17 protein-coding genes are annotated in these 19,713 nt (G+C 50.9%); 1 reads left to right on the top strand and 16 read right to left on the bottom strand.

Going from position 1 to position 19,713, the window contains the following annotated elements:
- Window positions 1-849: 849 nt before the first annotated feature.
- From ACLD4F_RS21020 to ACLD4F_RS21030, 3 genes are all read right to left on the bottom strand, one after another.
- Entirely contained in the window at window positions 850-1,071 is a 222-nt protein-coding gene (locus ACLD4F_RS21020) for a membrane protein (protein ID WP_000825645.1), read from the bottom strand.
- A 237-nt stretch (window positions 1,072-1,308) separates the two neighbouring features.
- The gene (locus ACLD4F_RS21025) at window positions 1,309-4,422 is read right to left on the bottom strand and encodes an efflux RND transporter permease subunit (protein ID WP_001273283.1); all 3,114 of its coding nucleotides are present in this window, start codon (window positions 4,420-4,422) and stop codon (window positions 1,309-1,311) included.
- Window positions 4,423-4,433: 11 nt separating this feature from the next.
- The gene (locus ACLD4F_RS21030; protein ID WP_000160383.1) at window positions 4,434-5,591 is read right to left on the bottom strand and encodes an efflux RND transporter periplasmic adaptor subunit; all 1,158 of its coding nucleotides are present in this window, start codon (window positions 5,589-5,591) and stop codon (window positions 4,434-4,436) included.
- 412 nt (window positions 5,592-6,003) lie between these two features.
- On the opposite strand from ACLD4F_RS21030, the gene envR reads away from it, so the two are divergent.
- Window positions 6,004-6,666, top strand: a complete 663-nt coding sequence (gene envR / locus ACLD4F_RS21035; RefSeq protein ID WP_001085725.1) for an acrEF/envCD operon transcriptional regulator — start codon at window positions 6,004-6,006, stop codon at window positions 6,664-6,666.
- A gap of 26 nt (window positions 6,667-6,692) precedes the next feature.
- On the opposite strand, the gene ACLD4F_RS21040 is transcribed toward envR, so the two are convergent.
- The 13 genes from ACLD4F_RS21040 to ACLD4F_RS21100 form a co-directional block, all read right to left on the bottom strand.
- Window positions 6,693-8,768, bottom strand: coding sequence for a putative bifunctional diguanylate cyclase/phosphodiesterase (locus ACLD4F_RS21040; RefSeq protein ID WP_411011016.1), 2,076 nt, complete (start codon window positions 8,766-8,768; stop codon window positions 6,693-6,695).
- A gap of 150 nt (window positions 8,769-8,918) precedes the next feature.
- Complete coding sequence (locus ACLD4F_RS21045; RefSeq protein WP_000620015.1) at window positions 8,919-9,083, bottom strand: DUF2556 family protein; 165 nt, start codon at window positions 9,081-9,083, stop codon at window positions 8,919-8,921.
- 82 nt (window positions 9,084-9,165) lie between these two features.
- Entirely contained in the window at window positions 9,166-10,050 is an 885-nt protein-coding gene (gene yhdJ, locus ACLD4F_RS21050; RefSeq protein WP_411011017.1) for an adenine-specific DNA-methyltransferase, read from the bottom strand.
- An 85-nt stretch (window positions 10,051-10,135) separates the two neighbouring features.
- A complete protein-coding gene (fis, locus tag ACLD4F_RS21055; RefSeq protein WP_000462905.1) occupies window positions 10,136-10,432 on the bottom strand; it encodes a DNA-binding transcriptional regulator Fis in 297 nt (98 codons plus the stop codon).
- Between the two features lie 25 nt (window positions 10,433-10,457).
- A complete protein-coding gene (dusB, locus tag ACLD4F_RS21060; RefSeq protein ID WP_001219664.1) occupies window positions 10,458-11,423 on the bottom strand; it encodes a tRNA dihydrouridine synthase DusB in 966 nt (321 codons plus the stop codon).
- 661 nt (window positions 11,424-12,084) lie between these two features.
- A complete protein-coding gene (gene prmA, locus ACLD4F_RS21065; protein ID WP_001145849.1) occupies window positions 12,085-12,966 on the bottom strand; it encodes a 50S ribosomal protein L11 methyltransferase in 882 nt (293 codons plus the stop codon).
- Between the two features lie 11 nt (window positions 12,967-12,977).
- Window positions 12,978-14,429, bottom strand: a complete 1,452-nt coding sequence (gene panF, locus ACLD4F_RS21070; protein ID WP_001175686.1) for a sodium/pantothenate symporter — start codon at window positions 14,427-14,429, stop codon at window positions 12,978-12,980.
- The gene (locus ACLD4F_RS21075; RefSeq protein WP_000340018.1) at window positions 14,419-14,661 is read right to left on the bottom strand and encodes a YhdT family protein; all 243 of its coding nucleotides are present in this window, start codon (window positions 14,659-14,661) and stop codon (window positions 14,419-14,421) included. Before ACLD4F_RS21075 ends, panF begins: the two co-directional genes overlap by 11 nt.
- 108 nt (window positions 14,662-14,769) lie before the next feature.
- Window positions 14,770-16,119, bottom strand: a complete 1,350-nt coding sequence (gene accC, locus ACLD4F_RS21080; protein WP_000884627.1) for an acetyl-CoA carboxylase biotin carboxylase subunit — start codon at window positions 16,117-16,119, stop codon at window positions 14,770-14,772.
- 10 nt (window positions 16,120-16,129) lie between these two features.
- On the bottom strand, window positions 16,130-16,600 hold the full coding sequence (gene accB / locus ACLD4F_RS21085) for an acetyl-CoA carboxylase biotin carboxyl carrier protein (RefSeq protein ID WP_000354626.1): 471 nt from the start codon (window positions 16,598-16,600) through the stop codon (window positions 16,130-16,132).
- 392 nt (window positions 16,601-16,992) lie between these two features.
- Entirely contained in the window at window positions 16,993-17,592 is a 600-nt protein-coding gene (gene msrQ, locus ACLD4F_RS21090; RefSeq protein ID WP_001240053.1) for a protein-methionine-sulfoxide reductase heme-binding subunit MsrQ, read from the bottom strand.
- A complete protein-coding gene (gene msrP / locus ACLD4F_RS21095) occupies window positions 17,593-18,597 on the bottom strand; it encodes a protein-methionine-sulfoxide reductase catalytic subunit MsrP (protein WP_000723876.1) in 1,005 nt (334 codons plus the stop codon). It abuts the gene before it with no gap.
- Between the two features lie 112 nt (window positions 18,598-18,709).
- Window positions 18,710-19,684 carry an MDR family oxidoreductase gene (locus tag ACLD4F_RS21100; protein ID WP_411011018.1) on the bottom strand — a complete coding sequence of 325 codons (975 nt, stop codon included), beginning with the start codon at window positions 19,682-19,684 and terminating at the stop codon, window positions 18,710-18,712.
- Window positions 19,685-19,713 lie beyond the last annotated feature (29 nt).

Raw genomic sequence — 19,713 nt, forward strand, 5'->3', positions numbered from 1 at the left:
GTGAAACGCCGTAGCGCCGATGGTAGTGTGGGGTCTCCCCATGCGAGAGTAGGGAACTGCCAGACATCAAATAAAACAAAAGGCTCAGTCGAAAGACTGGGCCTTTTGTTTTTGTCTGTAGTCTGTCGGTGAGCGCTCTCCTGAGGAGGAGAAATCCGCCGGGAGCGGATTTGAACGTTGCGCAGCAACGGCACGGAGGGTGGCGGGCAGGACGCCCGCCATAAACTGCCAGACATCAAATAAAGCAAAGGGCCCAATCGAAAGACTGGGCCTTTTTGCATTTATCTCTCTATGGAAAAAGTTATCGGATAATGACGCCGACGCGTTTTAAACATCTTCGTAGAGTGGATAAAAACCGTTTTAGTCAACGTGATTTCCCGCCATATATCCGCCTGAACCATCGAATGTGAACCGTGCTGAAGTAGATGTACAAACGGCTTTTACTTACGCCTCTAATAAGCAATAGAGATATTCGCTGAGGACTAAGAATCTGGCCCATTAGGCTATTTTATTTGCCAGTTTGGCCCTGGGACAGTGCTCAAAATCCTCATGTATTACGTGTATGCTCCGGTTTATATCCAGACTGTCTGTAATAATTACGCCTAATGATCACGCTCTAAGTCTTACTGTATAAAGCCTGTTTGTAATGCGGCTTACGATGCTATCAAGCTACAATTTTGTCTGCATCGGACAAGGAATAGAATAAATACCATCGGGATGGGCGAGTAAGAAAAGAGAGCGTTTTATCGTGTTAACTTTCGGGGGATAGGCTGAATAGATTACGTCGCTGAGTATCCTTACGACCTTTATATTATTACTGAAAGCGCGGCATTGCCGCGCCTGCATGTATCATTTAGAAAGCGCAATGATACCCATCGTCAACCCTGCTACCGCCGCAGCGCCGCCAGCGATAGCGCCTGCTGTCTCCCAGTTATCCTGCGTTGTACCTTTCATACATGTATTGGTATGAACCAGCCGCCCTTGATCGTCATAAACCGGTACGCAGGGAGAATCATGTGCACAACCTGCCAATAAGGTGGTAAGCAATGCAACTGGAATTAGTCTTTTCATGGTGTTACCTCATTAATCAGCGTTTCGCGAAGTACAGCAACGTAAATGCTGGCTCTAACCGCTGCGAAAACGAGAGTTATTTTACCACCACAGAAAAAATGGCCGACATGAGGAATCATCTCAATTCATGTGAATTGTAAAAACTATGGAGAATGCAAAAGTAAGCGGAGAGGGGGGAATAGCGGAGATAAAGACGTACCGTTTAAAAAGGCGTCCGAAGACGCCTCTGTTTACCGGTTAATCATGATGGCGATTAAATCGGCGTTTTACAACAACGAAGAATACTGGCACGAAGAAGATAGCTAATAAGGTTGCGGTTAACATTCCCCCCATAACCCCTGTGCCTACTGCGTTCTGTGCCCCACTACCTGCGCCACGACTGATAACTAACGGCATTACCCCGAGAATAAAGGCCAGCGAGGTCATTAGAATAGGACGTAAACGCATACGGGATGCTTCCAGCGTCGCTTCAATCAATCCACGTCCTTCTTTCTCCATGAGATCTTTGGCGAACTCGACAATCAGGATGGCGTTTTTAGCAGAAAGGCCAATAGTGGTTAACAAGCCAACCTGGAAGTAAACGTCATTGTTCAGACCGCGCAATGACGCTGCAAGCAGAGCGCCAACCACACCGAGCGGTACGACCAGCATTACCGAGAACGGAATTGACCAGCTTTCATACAGAGCGGCAAGGCAGAGGAAAACGACAATGAGTGAGATTGCGTACAGCGCCGGTGCCTGGTTACCTGACAACCGTTCCTGATACGACATACCTGTCCAGTCATAGCCAATACCGTTTGGCAGCTGTGAAGCCAGGTTTTCCATTAACGACATTGCTTCACCGGTACTTCGTCCGGGTGCTGCTTCGCCGAGCAGTTCCATTGACGGCATCCCGTTATAGCGTTCCAGGCGTGGCGAACCATAAATCCACCGTGCTGAGCTAAAGGTAGAGAAGGGCACCATCTCGCCATTGGCGCTGCGTACATAAAGATTGTTGATATCTCCCGGCAGCATACGGAACTGAGCGTCAGCCTGAACGTATACTTTTTTCACTCGTCCGCGATCGATAAAGTCGTTAACGTAATAGCCGCCCAACGCCGCGGAGATGGTTTCGTTGATATCAGACAGCGAAACACCGAGCGCCTGCGCTTTTTCTTGATCGACATCCAGCTTGAACTGTGGCGTGTCTTCCAGCCCGTTCGGGCGTACGCGCACTAATAGATCAGGATGCTTCGCGACCATACCCAGGAGTTGATTACGCGCTTTCGTTAACGCATCGTGACCGAGCCCTCCCTGATCAATCAGTTCAAAGTCGAAACCTGTCGCGGTACCTAACTCGACAATTGCCGGCATGTTGAAGGGGAACACCAACCCGTCGCGAATCTGGCTGAAGGCGCGTGTCGCTCTGGCGATAACGGCTTCGACGCTATTTTCTTCACCGTTACGCTCTTCCCAGGGTTTAAGGCTGACAAATGCCATCCCTGAGTTTTGTCCCTGACCGCTAAAGCTAAAGCCGTTTACGGTAAACACGCTTTCGACGTTCGCTTTTTCATTATTCAGGTAGTAATGAGTGACTTGATCCAGCACTTTCTGCGTACGTTCTTGCGTAGCGCCAGAGGGGAGCTGAATCATGGTCAGGAATACCCCCTGATCTTCTTCCGGCAGGAAGGAGGTCGGGAGGCGTAAAAACAGAACCGCCATTCCGACTACAATAAGCAGATAGATAATGAGATAGCGACCCGTATTACGCACGATGCCGCTTACGCTGTTAGTATAGTGGTTAACGCTGTGGTCAAACCTGGTATTGAACCAGCCAAAGAAGCCGCTTTTTTTCTCGTGATGTTCAGCAGATACGGGTTTAAGCAGCGTAGCGCACAGTGCTGGCGTCAGAATCAACGCAACCAGAACGGATAGCGCCATTGCTGAAACAATAGTAATAGAGAACTGGCGATAAATTGCCCCGGTCGAACCGCCAAAAAAGGCCATCGGGATAAATACCGCAGACAGTACCATCGCGATACCAACCAGCGCTCCCTGAATCTGCGACATGGATTTTTCCGTCGCCTCTCGGGGAGAAAGGTTATCCTCCATCATTACACGTTCAACGTTTTCTACGACCACTATCGCATCGTCAACCAACAGTCCTATCGCCAGTACCATGCCGAACATCGTCAGGGTATTGATGGAATAGCCAAAGGCGGCGAGTACCGCAAAAGTGCCTAGCAACACGACAGGAACAGCGATGGTAGGAATCAGGGTTGCCCGGATATTCTGTAAGAACAGATACATTACCAGGAACACCAGAATAATCGCTTCAAACAGCGTTTTTACCACTTCGTGGATAGATATTTTTACGAAGGGCGTTGTGTCATAAGGATAAACCACCTTCATTCCCTGAGGGAAGAAAGGCTGCAGTTCCGCCAGTTTCGCTTTGATTGCGGTTGCGGTATCCAGCGCGTTAGCGCCGGTCGCCAGTTTAATACCGAGACCGGAGGCCGGTTTACCGTTAATGCGCGCTACAACGTTATAGTTTTCACCGCCAAGCTCAATACGCGCGACATCTTTGAGATGGACGACAGAACCGTCGGTATTGACACGCAACGTAACTTTGCCGAACTCTTCCGGATCTTTCAGACGCGTTTGGGCGATGATTGAGGCGTTAAGCTGCTGGCCCGGTAATGCTGGCGTGCCGCCCAGTTGGCCTGCCGCAATCTGGTCGTTCTGTACTTTTAACTGGTTGATGACGTCAACTGGCGTGAGCTGGTATTTATTTAGCAGATTCGCATCCAGCCAGATACGCATGGCGTACTGTGCGCCAAATAGCTGAACGTCGCCCACACCATTAAGACGGCTGATAGAATCCTTAATGTTAGAGGCGACATAGTCAGAGATGTCGTCCTGGGTAGTGTTCGGATTATCCGAGACGAACCCGGCGACCATCAAAAAGCTGCTGCTGGACTTTTCAACGCTAATCCCCTGCTGCTGGACTTCTTGCGGCAGTAAAGGCGTGGCGAGCTGCAATTTATTTTGCACCTGAACCTGCGCGATATCCGGATCGGTTCCGGACTGGAAGGTCAGGGTGATGGTCACGCTACCAGCAGAGTCGCTGGTAGAGGACATATACATCAGGTTATCGATACCGTTCATATTTTGTTCGATAACCTGAGTAACCGTATCCTGTACCGTCTGCGCATCCGCGCCAGGATAGGTTGCAGAAATAGAAACCGCTGGCGGCGCAATGGTTGGATACTGCGCAACGGGAAGTTGCATTATTGCCAGTGCGCCAGCCATCATCAGGATAATGGCCAGAACCCAGGCGAAAATAGGACGTCTAATAAAAAAGTTTGCCATGTACGGTTACCTTATTGCGCCGTTTTCGCTGCAGGAGCATCGGTAGTGGCTTTCACCTGGACGCCCGGTCGCGCTTTTTGTAAGCCGCTGACGATGACCTTATCGCCCGGTTTTAACCCTTCGCTGATGAGCCATTTATCGCCAATAGCCTGCGCCGCCACGACATTGCGGGCTTCGACCTGGCTTTTATCGTTAACCACCATCACCATTGCGTCGCCGCGCGGCGTGCGGGTTACGCCCTGCTGGGGGACAAGGATGGCATTGGGCTGGACGCCTTCATCAATGCGGGCGCGAACAAACATACCGGGAAGCAGACTGTGTTGCGGGTTAGGGAACACCGCCCTGAGCGTGATAGAGCCGGTGCTTTCATCTACGGTAACGTCGGAAAATTGCAGCGTGCCTTTAATCGGGTAGACCTGACCATTTTCCATTACCAGTTGAACCGTGCTACTGGCGCTGTCTTTATGCAGGTTACCTTGTTCGACGGATTGCTTGAGTCGCATAAAGTCGTTGCTTGATTGCGTCACGTCGACATAAATCGGATCGAGTTGTTGCACGGTAGCCAGTTCAGTTGACTGACCATTAGTCACCAGCGCGCCTTCAGTCACATTAGATTTTCCTATACGCCCGCTGATGGGTGAGGTTACTTTGGTATACGCAAGGTTAATACGCGCGCTTTCAACAGCGGCTTTTGCCGCCACAACGGCGGCATCGGCCTGGCGGGCGTCGGCAATCGCCTGATCATATTCCTGTTGGCTGATATATTTTGTGCCGACCAGTGGAACATAGCGTTTGACCGTCAGGTGCGCGATAGCCGCAGCCGCTTCGCTTTTAGCAAGTTCGCCTTTAGCGCTGTCATAATCGGCCTGATAAGTGGCAGGATCGATCTGATAAAGCGACTGCCCGGCCTCTACATCGCTACCTTCGGTGAAGTTTCTTTTAAGCACGATCCCGCTCACCTGGGGGCGAACCTCTGCAATGCGAAATGCGGACGTACGTCCGGGAAGTTCGGTCGTTACGGCTAGCGGCGCTGTTTCGACCACATGGACGGTGACTTGCGGCTCGCCGGCATGAGCCTGGGTATCTCCCTGGTCATTACAACCGGCCAGCAGCGCAGCAGAGAATATGATGAATGAGGGCAGGAGTGAAAACCTGGCATGTTTCGTCATTACTGTTCCTTAAAAAACCGAAAGCTCGTTATTCACCGGATAACGGTAAGGCGTTAACGCGCGAAAAATAGAATAGCAGTGGGGTATCCTACAAATTATTAGCTTGTGATGTAAGCAATACTTATTTTGGGATGGGGTTCACGGCACATAAAAGCAAAAAAAAGAACTATTCCCTGTCGTTTCATAATGTCCCGATTAGTAAAATCATGATGTTGAATAACATAATTAGAAATATATATTTTATATGAATATGTTTTATTAATTTATTTGTTTTTATTATTGATTTGGCGATATTGTGCGAAATAAAAATGGCTGTCTCTCGTCTGACTAAAAAGGACATGGTAAAGTTGTTTTTTGTGCTGAGTATTTTATCAGCGTATTTATCGTTTTTATGGTCCAGGATATCTTAATTATGGCGAAGAAAACGAAGGCGGATGCGCTTAAAACGCGGCAACACTTGATTGAAACCGCTATTGCACAGTTCGCTTTGCGCGGCGTTGCCAACACGACGCTGAATGATATCGCTGATGCCGCTGATGTCACGCGGGGCGCCATCTACTGGCACTTTGAGAATAAAACGCAGTTGTTTAATGAGGTTTGGTTACAGCAACCACCTTTACGCGAACTTATTCAGGATAGGCTTACGGGATGCTGGAATGATAATCCTTTACAGGATCTACGAGAGAAATTTATTGCAGCCTTACAATATATTGCGGCAGTGCCTCGTCAGCAGGCATTAATGCAGATTTTATATCATAAATGTGAATTCCATAATGGTATGATATCGGAACAGGCCATTCGGGAGAAGATGGGTTTCCATCATCAGTCTCTGCTTGAAGTATTACAGCGATGTATGGATAAAAAGCTGATCTCAGGCAGTCTTGATCTGGATGTCATATTAATTATTCTGCATGGTAGTTTTAGCGGAATAGTAAAGAACTGGTTAATGAATCCCACAAGTTATGATCTTTATAAGCAGGCGCCTGCATTAGTCGATAATGTATTAAAAATGCTAAGCCCGGATGGCAGTGTGAGGCAATTAATGCCAAATGAACAACAGGCGGAAGAAGCCTGAGATTATTTTGAGTTGATATTATATATTTACCTTGTGAATATATTGGCAGGGTCCCGAATATCGCGAGCAATTTCCTCTGCCGTACGCGGCTTGCCAAGCAGGAACCCCTGAAGCGTATGGCATCCTAACTGGGTCAAAAATTGTTGCTGCGTTTCATTTTCTACCCCTTCTGCCACAATTTGCAGATTTAACGCTTTCGCCAGCGCGACAATAGCCGCAACAATGGTCGCGCCGTCGCCTGCCTCGCTGAGTTCATGTACGAAAGCGCGATCAATTTTTAGTTCGCACGCCGGAAGACGTTTCAGATAGAGAAGGCTGGAATAGCCGGTGCCAAAGTCGTCAATAGAGGCCTTAACCCCCATTTCCGTTAATCTGGTGAGTATAGCGACGCTTTGCTCTGGCTTGTTCATCGCCGTGGTTTCGGTGATTTCCAGAATCAATAAATCGGGACGGATATTGTGTCGGGCCAGGCTCCGCGTAATGGTGTCCACAAGCCCGGGCTGCTCAAATTGTAAGGCGGACAGATTTACCGCCACTGACCATAAGGCGTATCCCTGTAAGTGCCACTCGCGGAGCTGTCGACACGCCTCGTCTATCACCCAGCTACCGATAGTGACGATAAGACCCGTTTTTTCCGCCAGCGGTAAAAACTGGTCAGGATTCAGTACGCCTTGTTTTGGATGATACCAGCGCAACAGGGCCTCAAATCCTACAATGGGGCCGGCAGGAGCCTGAAATTTAGGCTGATACACCAGCCTGAGCTCTTGTCTTTCCAGCGCCAGCCACAGGTCATTCATTAGCTGAAGTTGGGTTTGCGCCAGCATATTCATTGATGGCTGAAAGAAATGGTATCCGTTACGCCCCGTATGCTTCGTGTGGTACATTGCGGCATCGGCGTTGAACATCAGTTCCCGTTCGTTTTTTCCGTCCAGCGGATAGAGCGCTATTCCCACGCTAAGGGTGACGACCAGTTCATACAGATCTATCGTAAAGGGCGCATCTATCGAATGTACCAGCGCGCTGGCAAGGGAAGCCGCTTCGTCAGGCGCGCTGACTTCTGCAAGCAGCACAAATTCGTCGCCGCCAATCCGCGCCAGGGTAAACTGACCGCTCAGCGGTTGGTTCAGACGATGCGTGACCGCCACCAGTAGCTTATCGCCAATATCATGACCATAGGCGTCATTAACGGTTTTAAAGCCATCCAGATCCATAAACAGTAGCGCGAAAGACGTGTTTTCCCGATTCGCTTTGCTGATGGCCTGTTCCAGACGATCCTCAAGGAGTACCCGGTTTGGTAAACGGGTGAGCGTATCATGCAGCGCCAGCTGCGCCAGTTCCTGGTTCGCCTGCGCCAGTGAAGAGGCAAGTAGTGCGGTACGGGCCTGAAGCCGGGCGTCAAATAAAGAAACCAGCAGAGTAATGCCCAGGATAGTCAGCGCGACCACGCTGACAAGAACAGCCAGCCAGTTGCTATCGACGCCACGATGCTCCATCGGCCAGTTTTGGGGAAAGTGTGCGGCCTTCATACCGGCGTAATGCATGCCGGCGATAGCTATTCCCATTAATACCGCGGCGCCTGCTCGCCTCAGGGCGACATCTGTTCCCTCATTACGCAGGCGGAACGTGAGCCACAGCGCGCCGCAGGACGCCAGTAGCGCGATAATGATAGAGAGGGCAACCCACGCGCTATTCCAGACGATAATGGAAGCAAATTGCAGCGCCGCCATCCCGGTATAATGCATTGCGCTGATGCCCAGTCCCATCACCAGCGCGCCCGGTAGTAAACGGCGCAGGCGCAGTTTTTCAGCGCTAACCAGCCATAGCGCAAACAGGGAGGAGCCGATCGCGATCAGCATGGAGAGGCCGGTGAGGAACGGATCGAAGCGCATGTTCATCGCGTGATCCATCGCCAGCATCCCGACAAAATGCATCGCCCAAATACCGACGCCCAGCGCGAAGCCGCCGCCCATTAGCCATATTCTGGCGTTTGATCGGGCGCTTCCGGCTACGCGTCCGGCCATATTTAATGCGGTATAGGACGCAAAAATAGCGACAGCAAATGAAACCGCCACAAGGATGTGGTTGTACTCACTAACCGGCATGTATCATTAGCTCATTGGTTATGCAGGAAAAGAACAGGACGAGACAGTATCACCCCTTCTTTTATCCTCAACGTGTTTTAATTCCCTGTTTTTATAAGGGATAAAAGAAATCCGGGCGATAAATAATCATAGGTTAAATCGCCCGATTCGCTACTCCAGATCGGTACAATTGATCAATTTAAGAGGGTTAACCGAATCCATGTTTCGGCACTTATCCTGTTCAGTCGCCATCAATTCGATCCATTGCATCAAAAGCGCATCAAAAAGAAAAACGGAGACGGCAAAAACAACCAGCCACCAATACTTACGTATCATCGTCAAATCCTGTGTATTCATGCCCATGCGTGCTGGGAATATACATGAAATTTTGACGCTGAAAAGCGGACTTACAATGCTTTTACTTCTCTGAAGATAGCGCGTTTATCCCGACATTTCGCTGCTTTTTGGACAGGTTTTGTGTTTTTCTCTTTTTGACTTTTGCAAGTTCATTTTCTGAATAATGCGAAGTGACGCTCAATCTTCTGAGCCCCATTTTTACGTACTCATTATTGAGTTCAATACCGATAAACTTACGACCTGACGCCGCTGCGACAGCGCCTGTGGTGAAACTGCCCGCGAAAGGGTCCAATACGGTATCGCTCGGGTTAGAAGAGGCCAGTATGATCCGTTTTAACAGCGCGCTGGGTTTTTGCGTAGGATGGTTTTCATATTCATCCATCAGATAACGTACGCGAGGAAATGACCAGACGTTGCCCGGCACTTTTTTCTGATTGTATGGTTGGGGCGGGTTTTTTCGATAATCGATTAGCGCGCGCTTAGCGCCCGTCGTGGTTTCGACCAGAATCGCGTCACGGTTAAAGGTATAGCTTTTCGGGTTTTTTACCATCATCAGGATCGGTTCATACATAGAACCAAAGTATTTTTTCGCCTGCACCCCGGAACTATCATAGGACCAGACGATACGGCTTTTGATGGTAAAAAGCGTTCGGCATTTGAGATCGATATACGGCATATTTTCTGTGCTATTCATGATGTACATGGTGCCGTGTTTCTTCAGTACGCGGTGGCATTCATTAATGCATTCATACAGCCAGGCCAGAAAAGACGCTTCGTCCCAGGATTCCACCATACCGTCGAAATCTTTTCCGATATTGTAAGGCGGATCGGCAAAAATTAAGTCAATGCTTTCAGAAGGCAGTTTTTTAAGTTCTGTTAGCGCGTCACCGTGAATAATCTTCTTCGATTCATCGCCAAAGTACTGAGGTTCACATTCCGCTTTCATGACCAAATTCCATGTGATGCGTATAAAAAAGGCGCTTCCCCATGCCGAGTAGCGCCTTTTTAAACAAGCAGTTAGCTAATCGAAATTAGTTCATGCCGTATTTTTTTAATTTTTTACGCAGCGTACCACGGTTGATGCCCATCATCAGAGCAGCACGGGTCTGGTTACCACGGGTGTATTGCATCACCATGTCCAACAGGGGCTGTTCTACTTCAGCCAGTACCAGCTCATACAGGTCATTAACGTCCTGACCATTCAGTTGAGCAAAATAGTTCTTCAGTGCCTGTTTAACCGAGTCACGCAGGGGTTTTTGGGTTACCTGATCCTGAGAGTTAACGGTAGAAACGGTCAGTACGTCAGAATTTACGCGTTGTTCGAACATAGTTCTGTCAGCTCTTTATTTCTGTTTACGCAAAATTTTCGAAGTATGCCTCCAACGCCTCCAGCTGTTCGCTGGCGTCCTCAATAGCGTTGAATGTGCGCCGAAACTGGTCGTCTGGAGCGTGCTCCTGGAGATACCAGGAGACGTGTTTACGCGCGATTCGGTACCCTTTTGCCTGACCGTAAAAGTCATGCAGTTCCCGAACATGCGTGCAAAGCAAGCGCTTTACCTCTGCCAGCGGCAGCGGCGGAAGCAGCTCCCCAGTGTCCAGATAATGCTGGATTTCCCGAAAGATCCAGGGTCTTCCCTGAGCTGCGCGGCCTATCATCAGGGCATCCGCCCCTGTATAGTCGAGAACAGCTCTGGCTTTATGCGGGTTAGTAATGTCGCCATTCGCGATAATCGGAATGGAAACTTTCTGCTTAACTGCCCGAATACTGTCGTATTCAGCTTCTCCGTTGAACAAACAGGCGCGGGTGCGGCCATGGATGGTCAGAGCCTGAATACCACAATCTTCAGCCAGTTGGGCAATCTCTACGCAGTTACGGTGTTCCGGCGCCCAGCCGGTGCGAATCTTGAGAGTCACAGGAACGTCCACTGCGTTTACGACCCCGATGAGTATAGACTTCACTAAATCCGGGTACTGCAAGAGGGCTGAACCTGCCAGCTTACGATTCACTTTCTTCGCCGGGCACCCCATATTGATATCAATAATCTGGGCGCCGCTTTCCACGTTAATACGTGCGGCATCGGCCATCTCAACAGGGTCGCTACCGGCAATTTGCACCGTGCGAATACCTGGCTCATCAACGTGCACCATCCGTAAACGAGATTTATCGCTTTCCCACACTTGCGGGTTAGAAGACATCATCTCGGATACTGTCAATCCTGCTCCCATCTCATAGCACAGCGTCCGGAAAGGTCTGTCAGTAATGCCAGCCATGGGCGCTGCGATCAGGCGATTTCTGAGCTGATATTGTCCGATGCGCATGAGTTAAGAAATGACCATACTGTGACTGCAAGGCGGCGTATATTACGCATTTTTTGCACGAGATGAAAGGCCAAACTTTGAACAATCCACTGTTGTAGATCAATGAATCGTGCTTAAAAACAGCAAAATAAATTTATAATTCAGTAAAATCATAGGGTTATTTGTTGTCGGCGGTTTTGTACGCGCTTACAAATTCCCGTAACTTCTCTCTATTTCTTCGACCAGAAACAAGATAAGCGGAATAATCTGCTTTTTTTATAAGCTAATTACCCCAAATGAATGGGATCGCCGTCTCGTTTCAGGACAAGATCACTTCCCGCTGCGCGTGACTTTTCTCCGTTGCCAGTCGGAAGGGGGCGCACAGATGCGCTTTTGTGTTCATGAATGGCACGGATAAATTTTTCCAGCTGCGTTGAAGAGAGGGTTAGCGGATGCTGCAGAACAACCCGGACAGCATTTACTAAGCACGAGGACGATGGCTGCCACCCGTTAAAACGCCAGTACCTTTTGTCCGCTGGTAGCAGCTGTTTATCCAGACGGATAGTGACAAAGAAGTTATTTCAGGCATTCATTTGATGAATTTAATGATGTCTCGGTGACAGAAAGGTGTTAAGGCAGTTGTGTGGAGAAAAGCGTGGCCGGGCGACCACGCTGACAAGAATTATTTTTTACGGCCAGTAATGCGGCACCATTCTTCTTTTTCGACGACCGGGTCGAGAGTGAAAAGCTCGGCGTAAGCATCGCAGACGCTTTCCGCCTGGCTGGCGAGAATACCTGAAAGCCCCAGCAGACCGCCCTCAACGGGCAGTACGCTGATTAACGGGGCCAGTTCGCGTAATGGGCCTGCCAGGATGTTAGCGACGACCACGTCGGCTTTCATGGCTTCTGGCTGGTCTTTCGGCAGGTACAGCTCCAGCCGGTCAGACACGCCGTTGCGTTCGGCATTATCGCGACTGGCCTGAATAGCTTGCGGATCGATATCAATACCAATCGCCTTTGCCGCTCCCAGCTTCAGCGCGGCAATCGCCAGAATGCCTGAACCGCAGCCAAAGTCGATCACGGTTTTGCCGTTGAGATCGAGCCCGTCCAGCCATTGCAGACATAAAGAGGTGGTGGGGTGCGTACCCGTACCGAACGCCAGTCCCGGGTCGAGCATCACGTTGACGGCATTCTCGTCCGGAATGTCACGCCAGCTGGGACAAATCCACAGACGCTCGCCAAAACGCATCGGATGGAAATTATCCATCCATTCGCGTTCCCAGTCTTTATCTTCCAGTTGTTCGATTTTATGGGCAAATCCGGCACCCAGCAGCGGATGTTGCTCCAGAATCGCGACAACGTCTTTCATGTCGGTTTCGGCGTCGAACAGACCGATCACATCGGTATCGCCCCACAGACGGGTTTCGCCCGGCAACGGCTCAAAAACCGGCGTATCGTGCGTATCCTGAAAGGTAATGGAAACGGCACCCGCTTCCATCAGCGCATCACTCAGCTCTTCAGCATTCGCGCCGGTGGTATTCAGTTTCAATTGGATCCATGGCATGGCAAAACTCTTTATTTATCAGTAGACAATACGGTGGCTTGCGAAGCGGAAGAGCCGAATCGGTTTCCGATCAGAAAAGCCAATAAACTTAACAGTAACGCGGGCACAATCGGATGAAAGCCCAGGTACTGAATATTAAATGTGGCAAGCAGGGCATATAGCACGCCGCCCACGATCATGGCGCTTAACGCGCCTGCCGCGTTTGCCCGCTCCCAGTAAAGGCCCAATACCAGCGGCCATAAGAACACCGCTTCCAGGCCGCCAAACGCCAGCAGGTTGAGCCAAATGATCATCTCTGGCGGTTTCCATGCGGCCAGCAGCAACAGCGCGCCTAGCAGTAATGTAATCACTGCCGACATACGCTTCAGCCGGATCTCATTTTGCATCTGATCGGGGCGCAGGTTGAGATAGAGATCTTTAATGATCGTCGCGGAACTTTGCAGCAGTTGGGCGTTAATTGTCGACATGATCGCCGCCATTGGCGCAGCGAGGAAGATCCCGGCGGCAAACGGCGGCAAAACTTTCACCATTAGCGTTGGGATCACCAGATCCGGCACCGTCAGATCCGGAAGCACCGCGCGACCCAGCGCGCCGGCAAGGTGCATCCCGAACATTAAAATCGCCACGACAATCGTACCGATAATAATGCCCCGGTGTACCGCTTTACTGTCTTTATAGGAGATGCAGCGCACCGCCGTATGCGGCAGACCAATCACGCCAAAACAGACCAGTACCCAAAAAGAGGTCATAAAGGCGGGAGAAAGTATGTCATCGGCGCCCTGCGGCGTTACCAGTTTGGGGTCGAGAGCGTGCAGCGTGTCAACGGCCTGACTTAGACCGCCCGCCGCATGCACCACGCCCACCAGCAGCACTATCGTGCCGACCAGCATCACCAGGCCCTGTAGCGTATCGTTAAGTACGCTGGCGCGAAAGCCGCCAAACGCCGTATAGAGTGCGATACTGACGCCAAATATTAGCAGGCCGGTTTCGTAGGGAATTCCCGCCGCGGTTTCCAGCAGTCGCGCGCCGCCGATAAATTGTACGGTCATTGCGCCAATAAACGCGACCAATAAACTCAGGCTTGCCAACCACACCAGCAGGCGGCTTTGGTAACGCGCGAATAGCATATCGTTAAGCGTGACGGCATTATAGCGACGCGCCAGGATAGCGAATTTTTTACCCAGAATACCCAGTGAAAGCCAGACGGCGGGAAGCTGGATCATCGCCAGCAAGACCCAGCCCAGACCGTATTTATAAGCCGCGCCGGGACCGCCGATAAATGAACTGGCGCTAATATAGGTGGCGGTAAGCGTCATCGCGAGCACGATCCCGCCCATCGAACGGCTGCCAAGAAAATATTCGTTTAAAAAGGTGCCGGCGGTACGCTTGCGCATAGCGTAAATCGAGACCCCGAAGACCACGATCAGATAGGCTACCAGCGGTAGAATGACCTCAAGCTGCATCGTCATCCTCCAGCGAAATATCGCGATAAATGAATTTCACCATCGCCCAGCACAGCAAAATAAAGACCAGCGGCGTCAATAAGCAGGCCATCTCGAACCAGTGCGGCAGACCGGTAATTCCCGGCGAGTCTCCAGGTAAGTAAGCAGCCACTAACCATGCCGCCAGATAGCAAAGGGTCAGCCACAGCGCCCAGCGCGCCTCTTTATGGGCCTGAACAAAACGAGCGTCCATTTTTTGTCCCTTATGGGTGAAGAAAGCGGGAATTGTACATGATGGGGCATCGCTATCCCCAGAAATAAAAAAGGCCGGATTCACCGGCCTTTTGAGATTAACGTGCGATTACTTTTCCTGAAGACCGAGTTTTTTCTCCAGATAGTGGATGTTGGTTCCACCGTGCTGGAAGTGCTCGTCATTCATGATGCGGGTCTGCAGATCGATATTGGTTTTGATACCATCGATAATCAGTTCCTGCAGGGCATTTTTCATACGGGCAATCGCCACGTCGCGGTTTTCACCGTAGCAGATGAGTTTGCCGATCATGGAATCATAGTACGGCGGCACCGTGTAGCCCGCGTAGATATGAGATTCCCAGCGAACGCCAAAGCCGCCAGGCGCATGGAAGCGCGTGATTTTGCCAGGGCTTGGCAGGAAGGTGTTCGGATCTTCAGCATTGATACGGCATTCTACCGCATGGCCTCGAACGACAACTTCGTCCTGTGTGATCGACAGCGGCTGACCCGCCGCGATGCGCAACTGCTCTTTGATCAAATCGACGCCGGTAATCATTTCAGTCACCGGGTGTTCAACCTGAATACGGGTGTTCATTTCGATGAAATAGAACTCGCCGTTTTCGAACAGGAATTCGAACGTCCCTGCGCCGCGATAGCCGATGTCTACGCACGCTTTCGCGCAGCGTTCGCCGATATAGCGACGCAGTTCCGGCGTAATGCCTGGCGCCGGGGCTTCTTCAACCACTTTCTGGTGGCGACGCTGCATGGAACAGTCGCGTTCCGCCAGATAGATAGCGTTGCCCTGGCCGTCCGCCAGCACCTGAATTTCGATGTGGCGTGGATTTTCCAGGTATTTTTCCATGTATACCATGTCGTTGCTGAAAGCCGCTTTCGCTTCCGCTTTGGTCATGGAGATGGACTGCGCCAGTTCAGCATCGCTACGAACCACGCGCATACCGCGGCCGCCGCCGCCGCCAGACGCTTTGATGATCACCGGATAGCCAATACGTTTGGCATGAGCGCGGTTCGCATTCATATCGTCGCCCAGCGGGCCGTCAGATCCTGGTACGGTCGGCACGCCCGCTTTTTTCATCGCGGTAATCGCGGACACTTTATCACCCATCAGGCGGATGGTGTCCGCTTTCGGGCCGATAAAGATAAAGCCGGAGCGTTCAACCTGCTCGGCAAAATTGGCGTTCTCAGAAAGGAAGCCGTAACCCGGGTGGATTGCCACCGCGCCGGTGATTTCAGCGGCGCTAATGATAGCCGGGATGTTCAGATAACTTTTTACGGACGGTGCCGGGCCAATACAGACCGTCTCATCCGCCAGCAATACGTGTTTTAAATCGCGATCCGCGCTTGAGTGCACAGCGACGGTCTTGATGCCGAGTTCTTTACAGGCTCGAAGAATACGTAGTGCGATCTCGCCGCGGTTGGCGATGACAATTTTATCCAACATGTTCGCCTCGTTACTCGATGACGACCAGTGGCTCGTCAAATTCTACCGGTTGACCACTTTCGACCAGAATCGCTTTCACAGTACCTGCTTTGTCTGCTTCGATCTGGTTCATCATTTTCATGGCTTCAACGATGCACAGGGTATCGCCCACGTTCACTTTCTGGCCCACTTCGATGAACGCTTTCGCGTCCGGGCTTGGGGTGCGGTAGAAAGTACCAACCATTGGGGAGCGTACGATGTGACCACTGATTTCCGCTGCGGCAGGCGCTTCCATTGCTGGAGTAGCCGCTGGCGCGACAGCGTTAGACAGAGCGGGTTGCTGCATCATCGGCGCCGCATAAGCCTGCTGCATCACCGGAAAACCGGCGTTTGCCGTTGTGCGGCTGATGCGAACAGATTCTTCGCCTTCAGAAATTTCCAGTTCGGAGATACCTGATTCTTCAACCAGCTCGATCAGTTTTTTAATCTTACGAATATCCATGAGTGGGTTCCGTACTCTTTGTTTAGTGTGATTGTGACAGGCGTTTTAGCGCCGTCTGTAAAGCATGTGAATGACTGCCGCGGGTAAAATACCGCGCATCTTTGATTTGCCTGTTATGCCGTAGCACCCGAAGGTGAAATTCATGATTTGCCAGTCATTGTGTGGCTATCTTCTGCCATTTTCGGGCAAAAAACAAAATATACCTTCATTGCTCGATTGTCACCCTTTCTGCGAACGAAAATCGCCGTTGGGCAATGTAAAGTCGCACATTATAACTATTTCGTCGCAATTGGCAGCTAAATACTGGTCTTATCAGGGAAGATAATCAACCCGAAACATAAAAAGGACATTACCTGTTTTGCGTTTTGCAATCGACCGCACAGTTCACCGAACTAGCGCCACCACTGGCGAAACTTCCGGTAACGCAACGCTAAAAGGGCTAACGCTAATGCCGCGTAGATGACCGGTTGCGGTGATAAAATCTTTACCGACCACAGGTAATGTATGGGAGCCAGGATCGCGACAAGATAGACGACGTTATGCAGTGTTTGCCAGCGTTTGCCCAATTTACGCTGCGCAAATTGCGTTGAGGTCAACGTCAGCGCCAATAACACCAGCCAGCTAATGATCCCAAGCGTCAAATAAGGGCGTGAAATCAACTCGCTTCCTAACAACGCCAGGTTATGTATCCCCAGTTCCAGTAAGGCATAGCTGGTTAAATGCAGCGTAGCCCAAACGAAACACCATAATCCTAACAGGCGGCGTGTGCGTATCAATAATGGCTGTTTAGCGTAGCGCGCCAGCGGTGAAACCAGCAAGGTGGCGAGCAAAAATTTGAGCGCGGTTCTGCCGGTAAAGTGTTGGATATCCTTTACCGGGTCTGCGCTGAGTCCACCGTGATTTATCGCCCAAAAGAGCCACAGAAGCGGCAAAAAACCGGCAAGATGCAGACAAACTTTTAGCCAGGTTATCTGTTTTGCTGTCAGACGCACTTAAAAATTCTCCCGCAAATTGAGACCGCGATACAGCGAAGCGACTTCATTGGCGTAGCCGTTAAACAGCAGCGTCGGCTGTCTTTGCACATCGAGGATACCGCCTGAACCAATAAAGCGTTCGGTAGCCTGAGACCAGCGTGGATGATCCACATGCGGGTTCACATTGGCATAAAAACCATATTCGTTGGGAGCCGACAAATTCCAGGTGGTTGGCGGACGTTCGCGGGTGAGTTTAATGCTGACAATAGATTTAATACCTTTAAAACCATACTTCCATGGAACGATGAGTCGAATAGGCGCGCCGTTTTGCGGGGGTAACGCCTTACCATAGACGCCAACGGTCATCAGAGTCAGCGGATGCATGGCTTCGTCCAGACGTAGCCCTTCGACATAAGGGTATTTCAGTCCGCCGCCAATAAAGCGATCTTTCTGTCCTGGCATATCATCCGGCGCGTATAGCGTTTCGAATGCCACATATTTAGCGTGGCTGGTGGGCTGTGCCTGCGCGAGTAGCTTATATAAAGGGAAACCAATCCACGGCACGACCATGGACCACGCTTCGACGCAGCGCATTCGATAGATACGCTCTTCTAATGGGAAACGATGTGTTAAATCGTCGTAATCCAGCGTAAATGGCTTCGCGACTTCCCCGCTGATTTTCAACGTCCACGGTTCGGTTTTCAGACTTCCGGCATTGGCCGCCGGGTCGGCTTTATCAAGGCCAAACTCATAGAAATTGTTGTAGCCCGTCACCTTATCTTCCGGCGTTAACGCTAAATCGCTTCGCCAGGCGGCAGGCTGACTAAACTCAAGCGGTTTACCGGCAGGCGCTTTCGGACGATCGTTGCCTTTAAACCAACTGAAGAGATCGGCCTGCGCCGTTGAGGGTAAGGATAAGGCGGCCGCGCTGATGCCTAATGCTTTTAGCACCTGTCGGCGCTGCATAAAAAAAGCCGATTCCGCAGTCACATCGGCTTCTGTTAATGGACGTATCTTTTTCATCACAGACTCCCGGTCTACCCACCACAACATGGCGTGTAGTGAATATGACAGGGAGTGTGTCAATGTGTAAAAATAAATAGTTAATTAAGTGTAAATTTTTTTATACGTGACGTTATTTTATCTTCACCAGCGTACGGCCCTGAACCTGATTATTGATGATGGCATCGGCGAACTTCGGCGCATCCGCCAGCGTAATCTCTGTGGCGGCCTGAGCATAGAACGATTCCGGCAGATCCTTAACCAAACGCGCCCAGGCTTCTGCGCGACGTGCCGGTGGGGTCATCACCGAGTCCACCCCTTGCAAACGCACATTACGCAGAATGAATGGCATAACGGTGGTCGGCAGCGCGAAGCCGCCCGCCAGGCCGCAGGCGGCCACGCAACCGCCATAGTTCATCTGTGCCAGCACTTTCGCCAGCACTTTATCGCCAACGGTATCAATTGAACCGGCCCACAGCTGTTTTTCCAACGGGCGAGATTCAGCAAACTCATCGCGGCTGAGAATACGGTTAGCTCCCAGGCTCTTAAGATAGCCGTGGGTGCTTTCACGTCCTGATACTGCTGCAACCTGATAGCCCAGCTTATGCAGTAATGCAACGGCAGTGCTGCCCACGCCGCCGCTGGCGCCGGTGACGACAACCTCACCGTCTTGCGGGCGAATACCTGCATCTTCAAGCGCCATGACGCACAGCATGGCGGTAAAACCGGCGGTGCCGATGATCATGGCGTTACGGCTGCTCAGTCCCGCAGGCAGCGCGACCAGCCAGTCGCCTTTAACGCGTGCGCGTTCGGCCAGGCCGCCCCAGTGGTTTTCGCCCACGCCCCAGCCAGTCAGTAGTACTTCCTGGCCTGCATGAAAGCGAGGATCTTCGCTTGCGTGAACGATGCCGGCGAAATCAATACCAGGAATCATCGGAAAATGACGGATAATTTTCCCTGTTCCGGTGATAGCCAGAGCATCTTTATAATTCAGGCTGGACCAGTGGACATCCACCGTCACATCACCTGCCGGCAGTTGACTCTCTTCGAGATGTTGCACGGATGCGAGGGTTTTACCGTCCTGCTGTTCTAAGATCAACGCCTGCATAACCTGTCCTCACTTTACATGGTAGATTG

It is taken from the genome of Salmonella sp. 741265050_HSA (assembly GCF_046569445.1).
In the GTDB taxonomy this organism is placed as follows: Bacteria; Pseudomonadota; Gammaproteobacteria; order Enterobacterales; family Enterobacteriaceae; genus Salmonella; species Salmonella enterica.

What these genes read in the sequence shown, in the direction of transcription:
- ACLD4F_RS21020 (WP_000825645.1), bottom strand. Translation starts at nt 1,071, where the DNA reads ATGAAAAGACTAATTCCAGTTGCATTGCTTACCACCTTATTGGCAGGT.
- ACLD4F_RS21025 (WP_001273283.1), bottom strand. Translation starts at nt 4,422, where the DNA reads ATGGCAAACTTTTTTATTAGACGTCCTATTTTCGCCTGGGTTCTGGCC.
- ACLD4F_RS21030 (WP_000160383.1), bottom strand. Translation starts at nt 5,591, where the DNA reads ATGACGAAACATGCCAGGTTTTCACTCCTGCCCTCATTCATCATATTC.
- envR (WP_001085725.1), top strand. Translation starts at nt 6,004, where the DNA reads ATGGCGAAGAAAACGAAGGCGGATGCGCTTAAAACGCGGCAACACTTG.
- ACLD4F_RS21040 (WP_411011016.1), bottom strand. Translation starts at nt 8,768, where the DNA reads ATGCCGGTTAGTGAGTACAACCACATCCTTGTGGCGGTTTCATTTGCT.
- ACLD4F_RS21045 (WP_000620015.1), bottom strand. Translation starts at nt 9,083, where the DNA reads ATGATACGTAAGTATTGGTGGCTGGTTGTTTTTGCCGTCTCCGTTTTT.
- yhdJ (WP_411011017.1), bottom strand. Translation starts at nt 10,050, where the DNA reads ATGAAAGCGGAATGTGAACCTCAGTACTTTGGCGATGAATCGAAGAAG.
- fis (WP_000462905.1), bottom strand. Translation starts at nt 10,432, where the DNA reads ATGTTCGAACAACGCGTAAATTCTGACGTACTGACCGTTTCTACCGTT.
- dusB (WP_001219664.1), bottom strand. Translation starts at nt 11,423, where the DNA reads ATGCGCATCGGACAATATCAGCTCAGAAATCGCCTGATCGCAGCGCCC.
- prmA (WP_001145849.1), bottom strand. Translation starts at nt 12,966, where the DNA reads ATGCCATGGATCCAATTGAAACTGAATACCACCGGCGCGAATGCTGAA.
- panF (WP_001175686.1), bottom strand. Translation starts at nt 14,429, where the DNA reads ATGCAGCTTGAGGTCATTCTACCGCTGGTAGCCTATCTGATCGTGGTC.
- ACLD4F_RS21075 (WP_000340018.1), bottom strand. Translation starts at nt 14,661, where the DNA reads ATGGACGCTCGTTTTGTTCAGGCCCATAAAGAGGCGCGCTGGGCGCTG.
- accC (WP_000884627.1), bottom strand. Translation starts at nt 16,119, where the DNA reads ATGTTGGATAAAATTGTCATCGCCAACCGCGGCGAGATCGCACTACGT.
- accB (WP_000354626.1), bottom strand. Translation starts at nt 16,600, where the DNA reads ATGGATATTCGTAAGATTAAAAAACTGATCGAGCTGGTTGAAGAATCA.
- msrP (WP_000723876.1), bottom strand. Translation starts at nt 18,597, where the DNA reads ATGAAAAAGATACGTCCATTAACAGAAGCCGATGTGACTGCGGAATCG.
- ACLD4F_RS21100 (WP_411011018.1), bottom strand. Translation starts at nt 19,684, where the DNA reads ATGCAGGCGTTGATCTTAGAACAGCAGGACGGTAAAACCCTCGCATCC.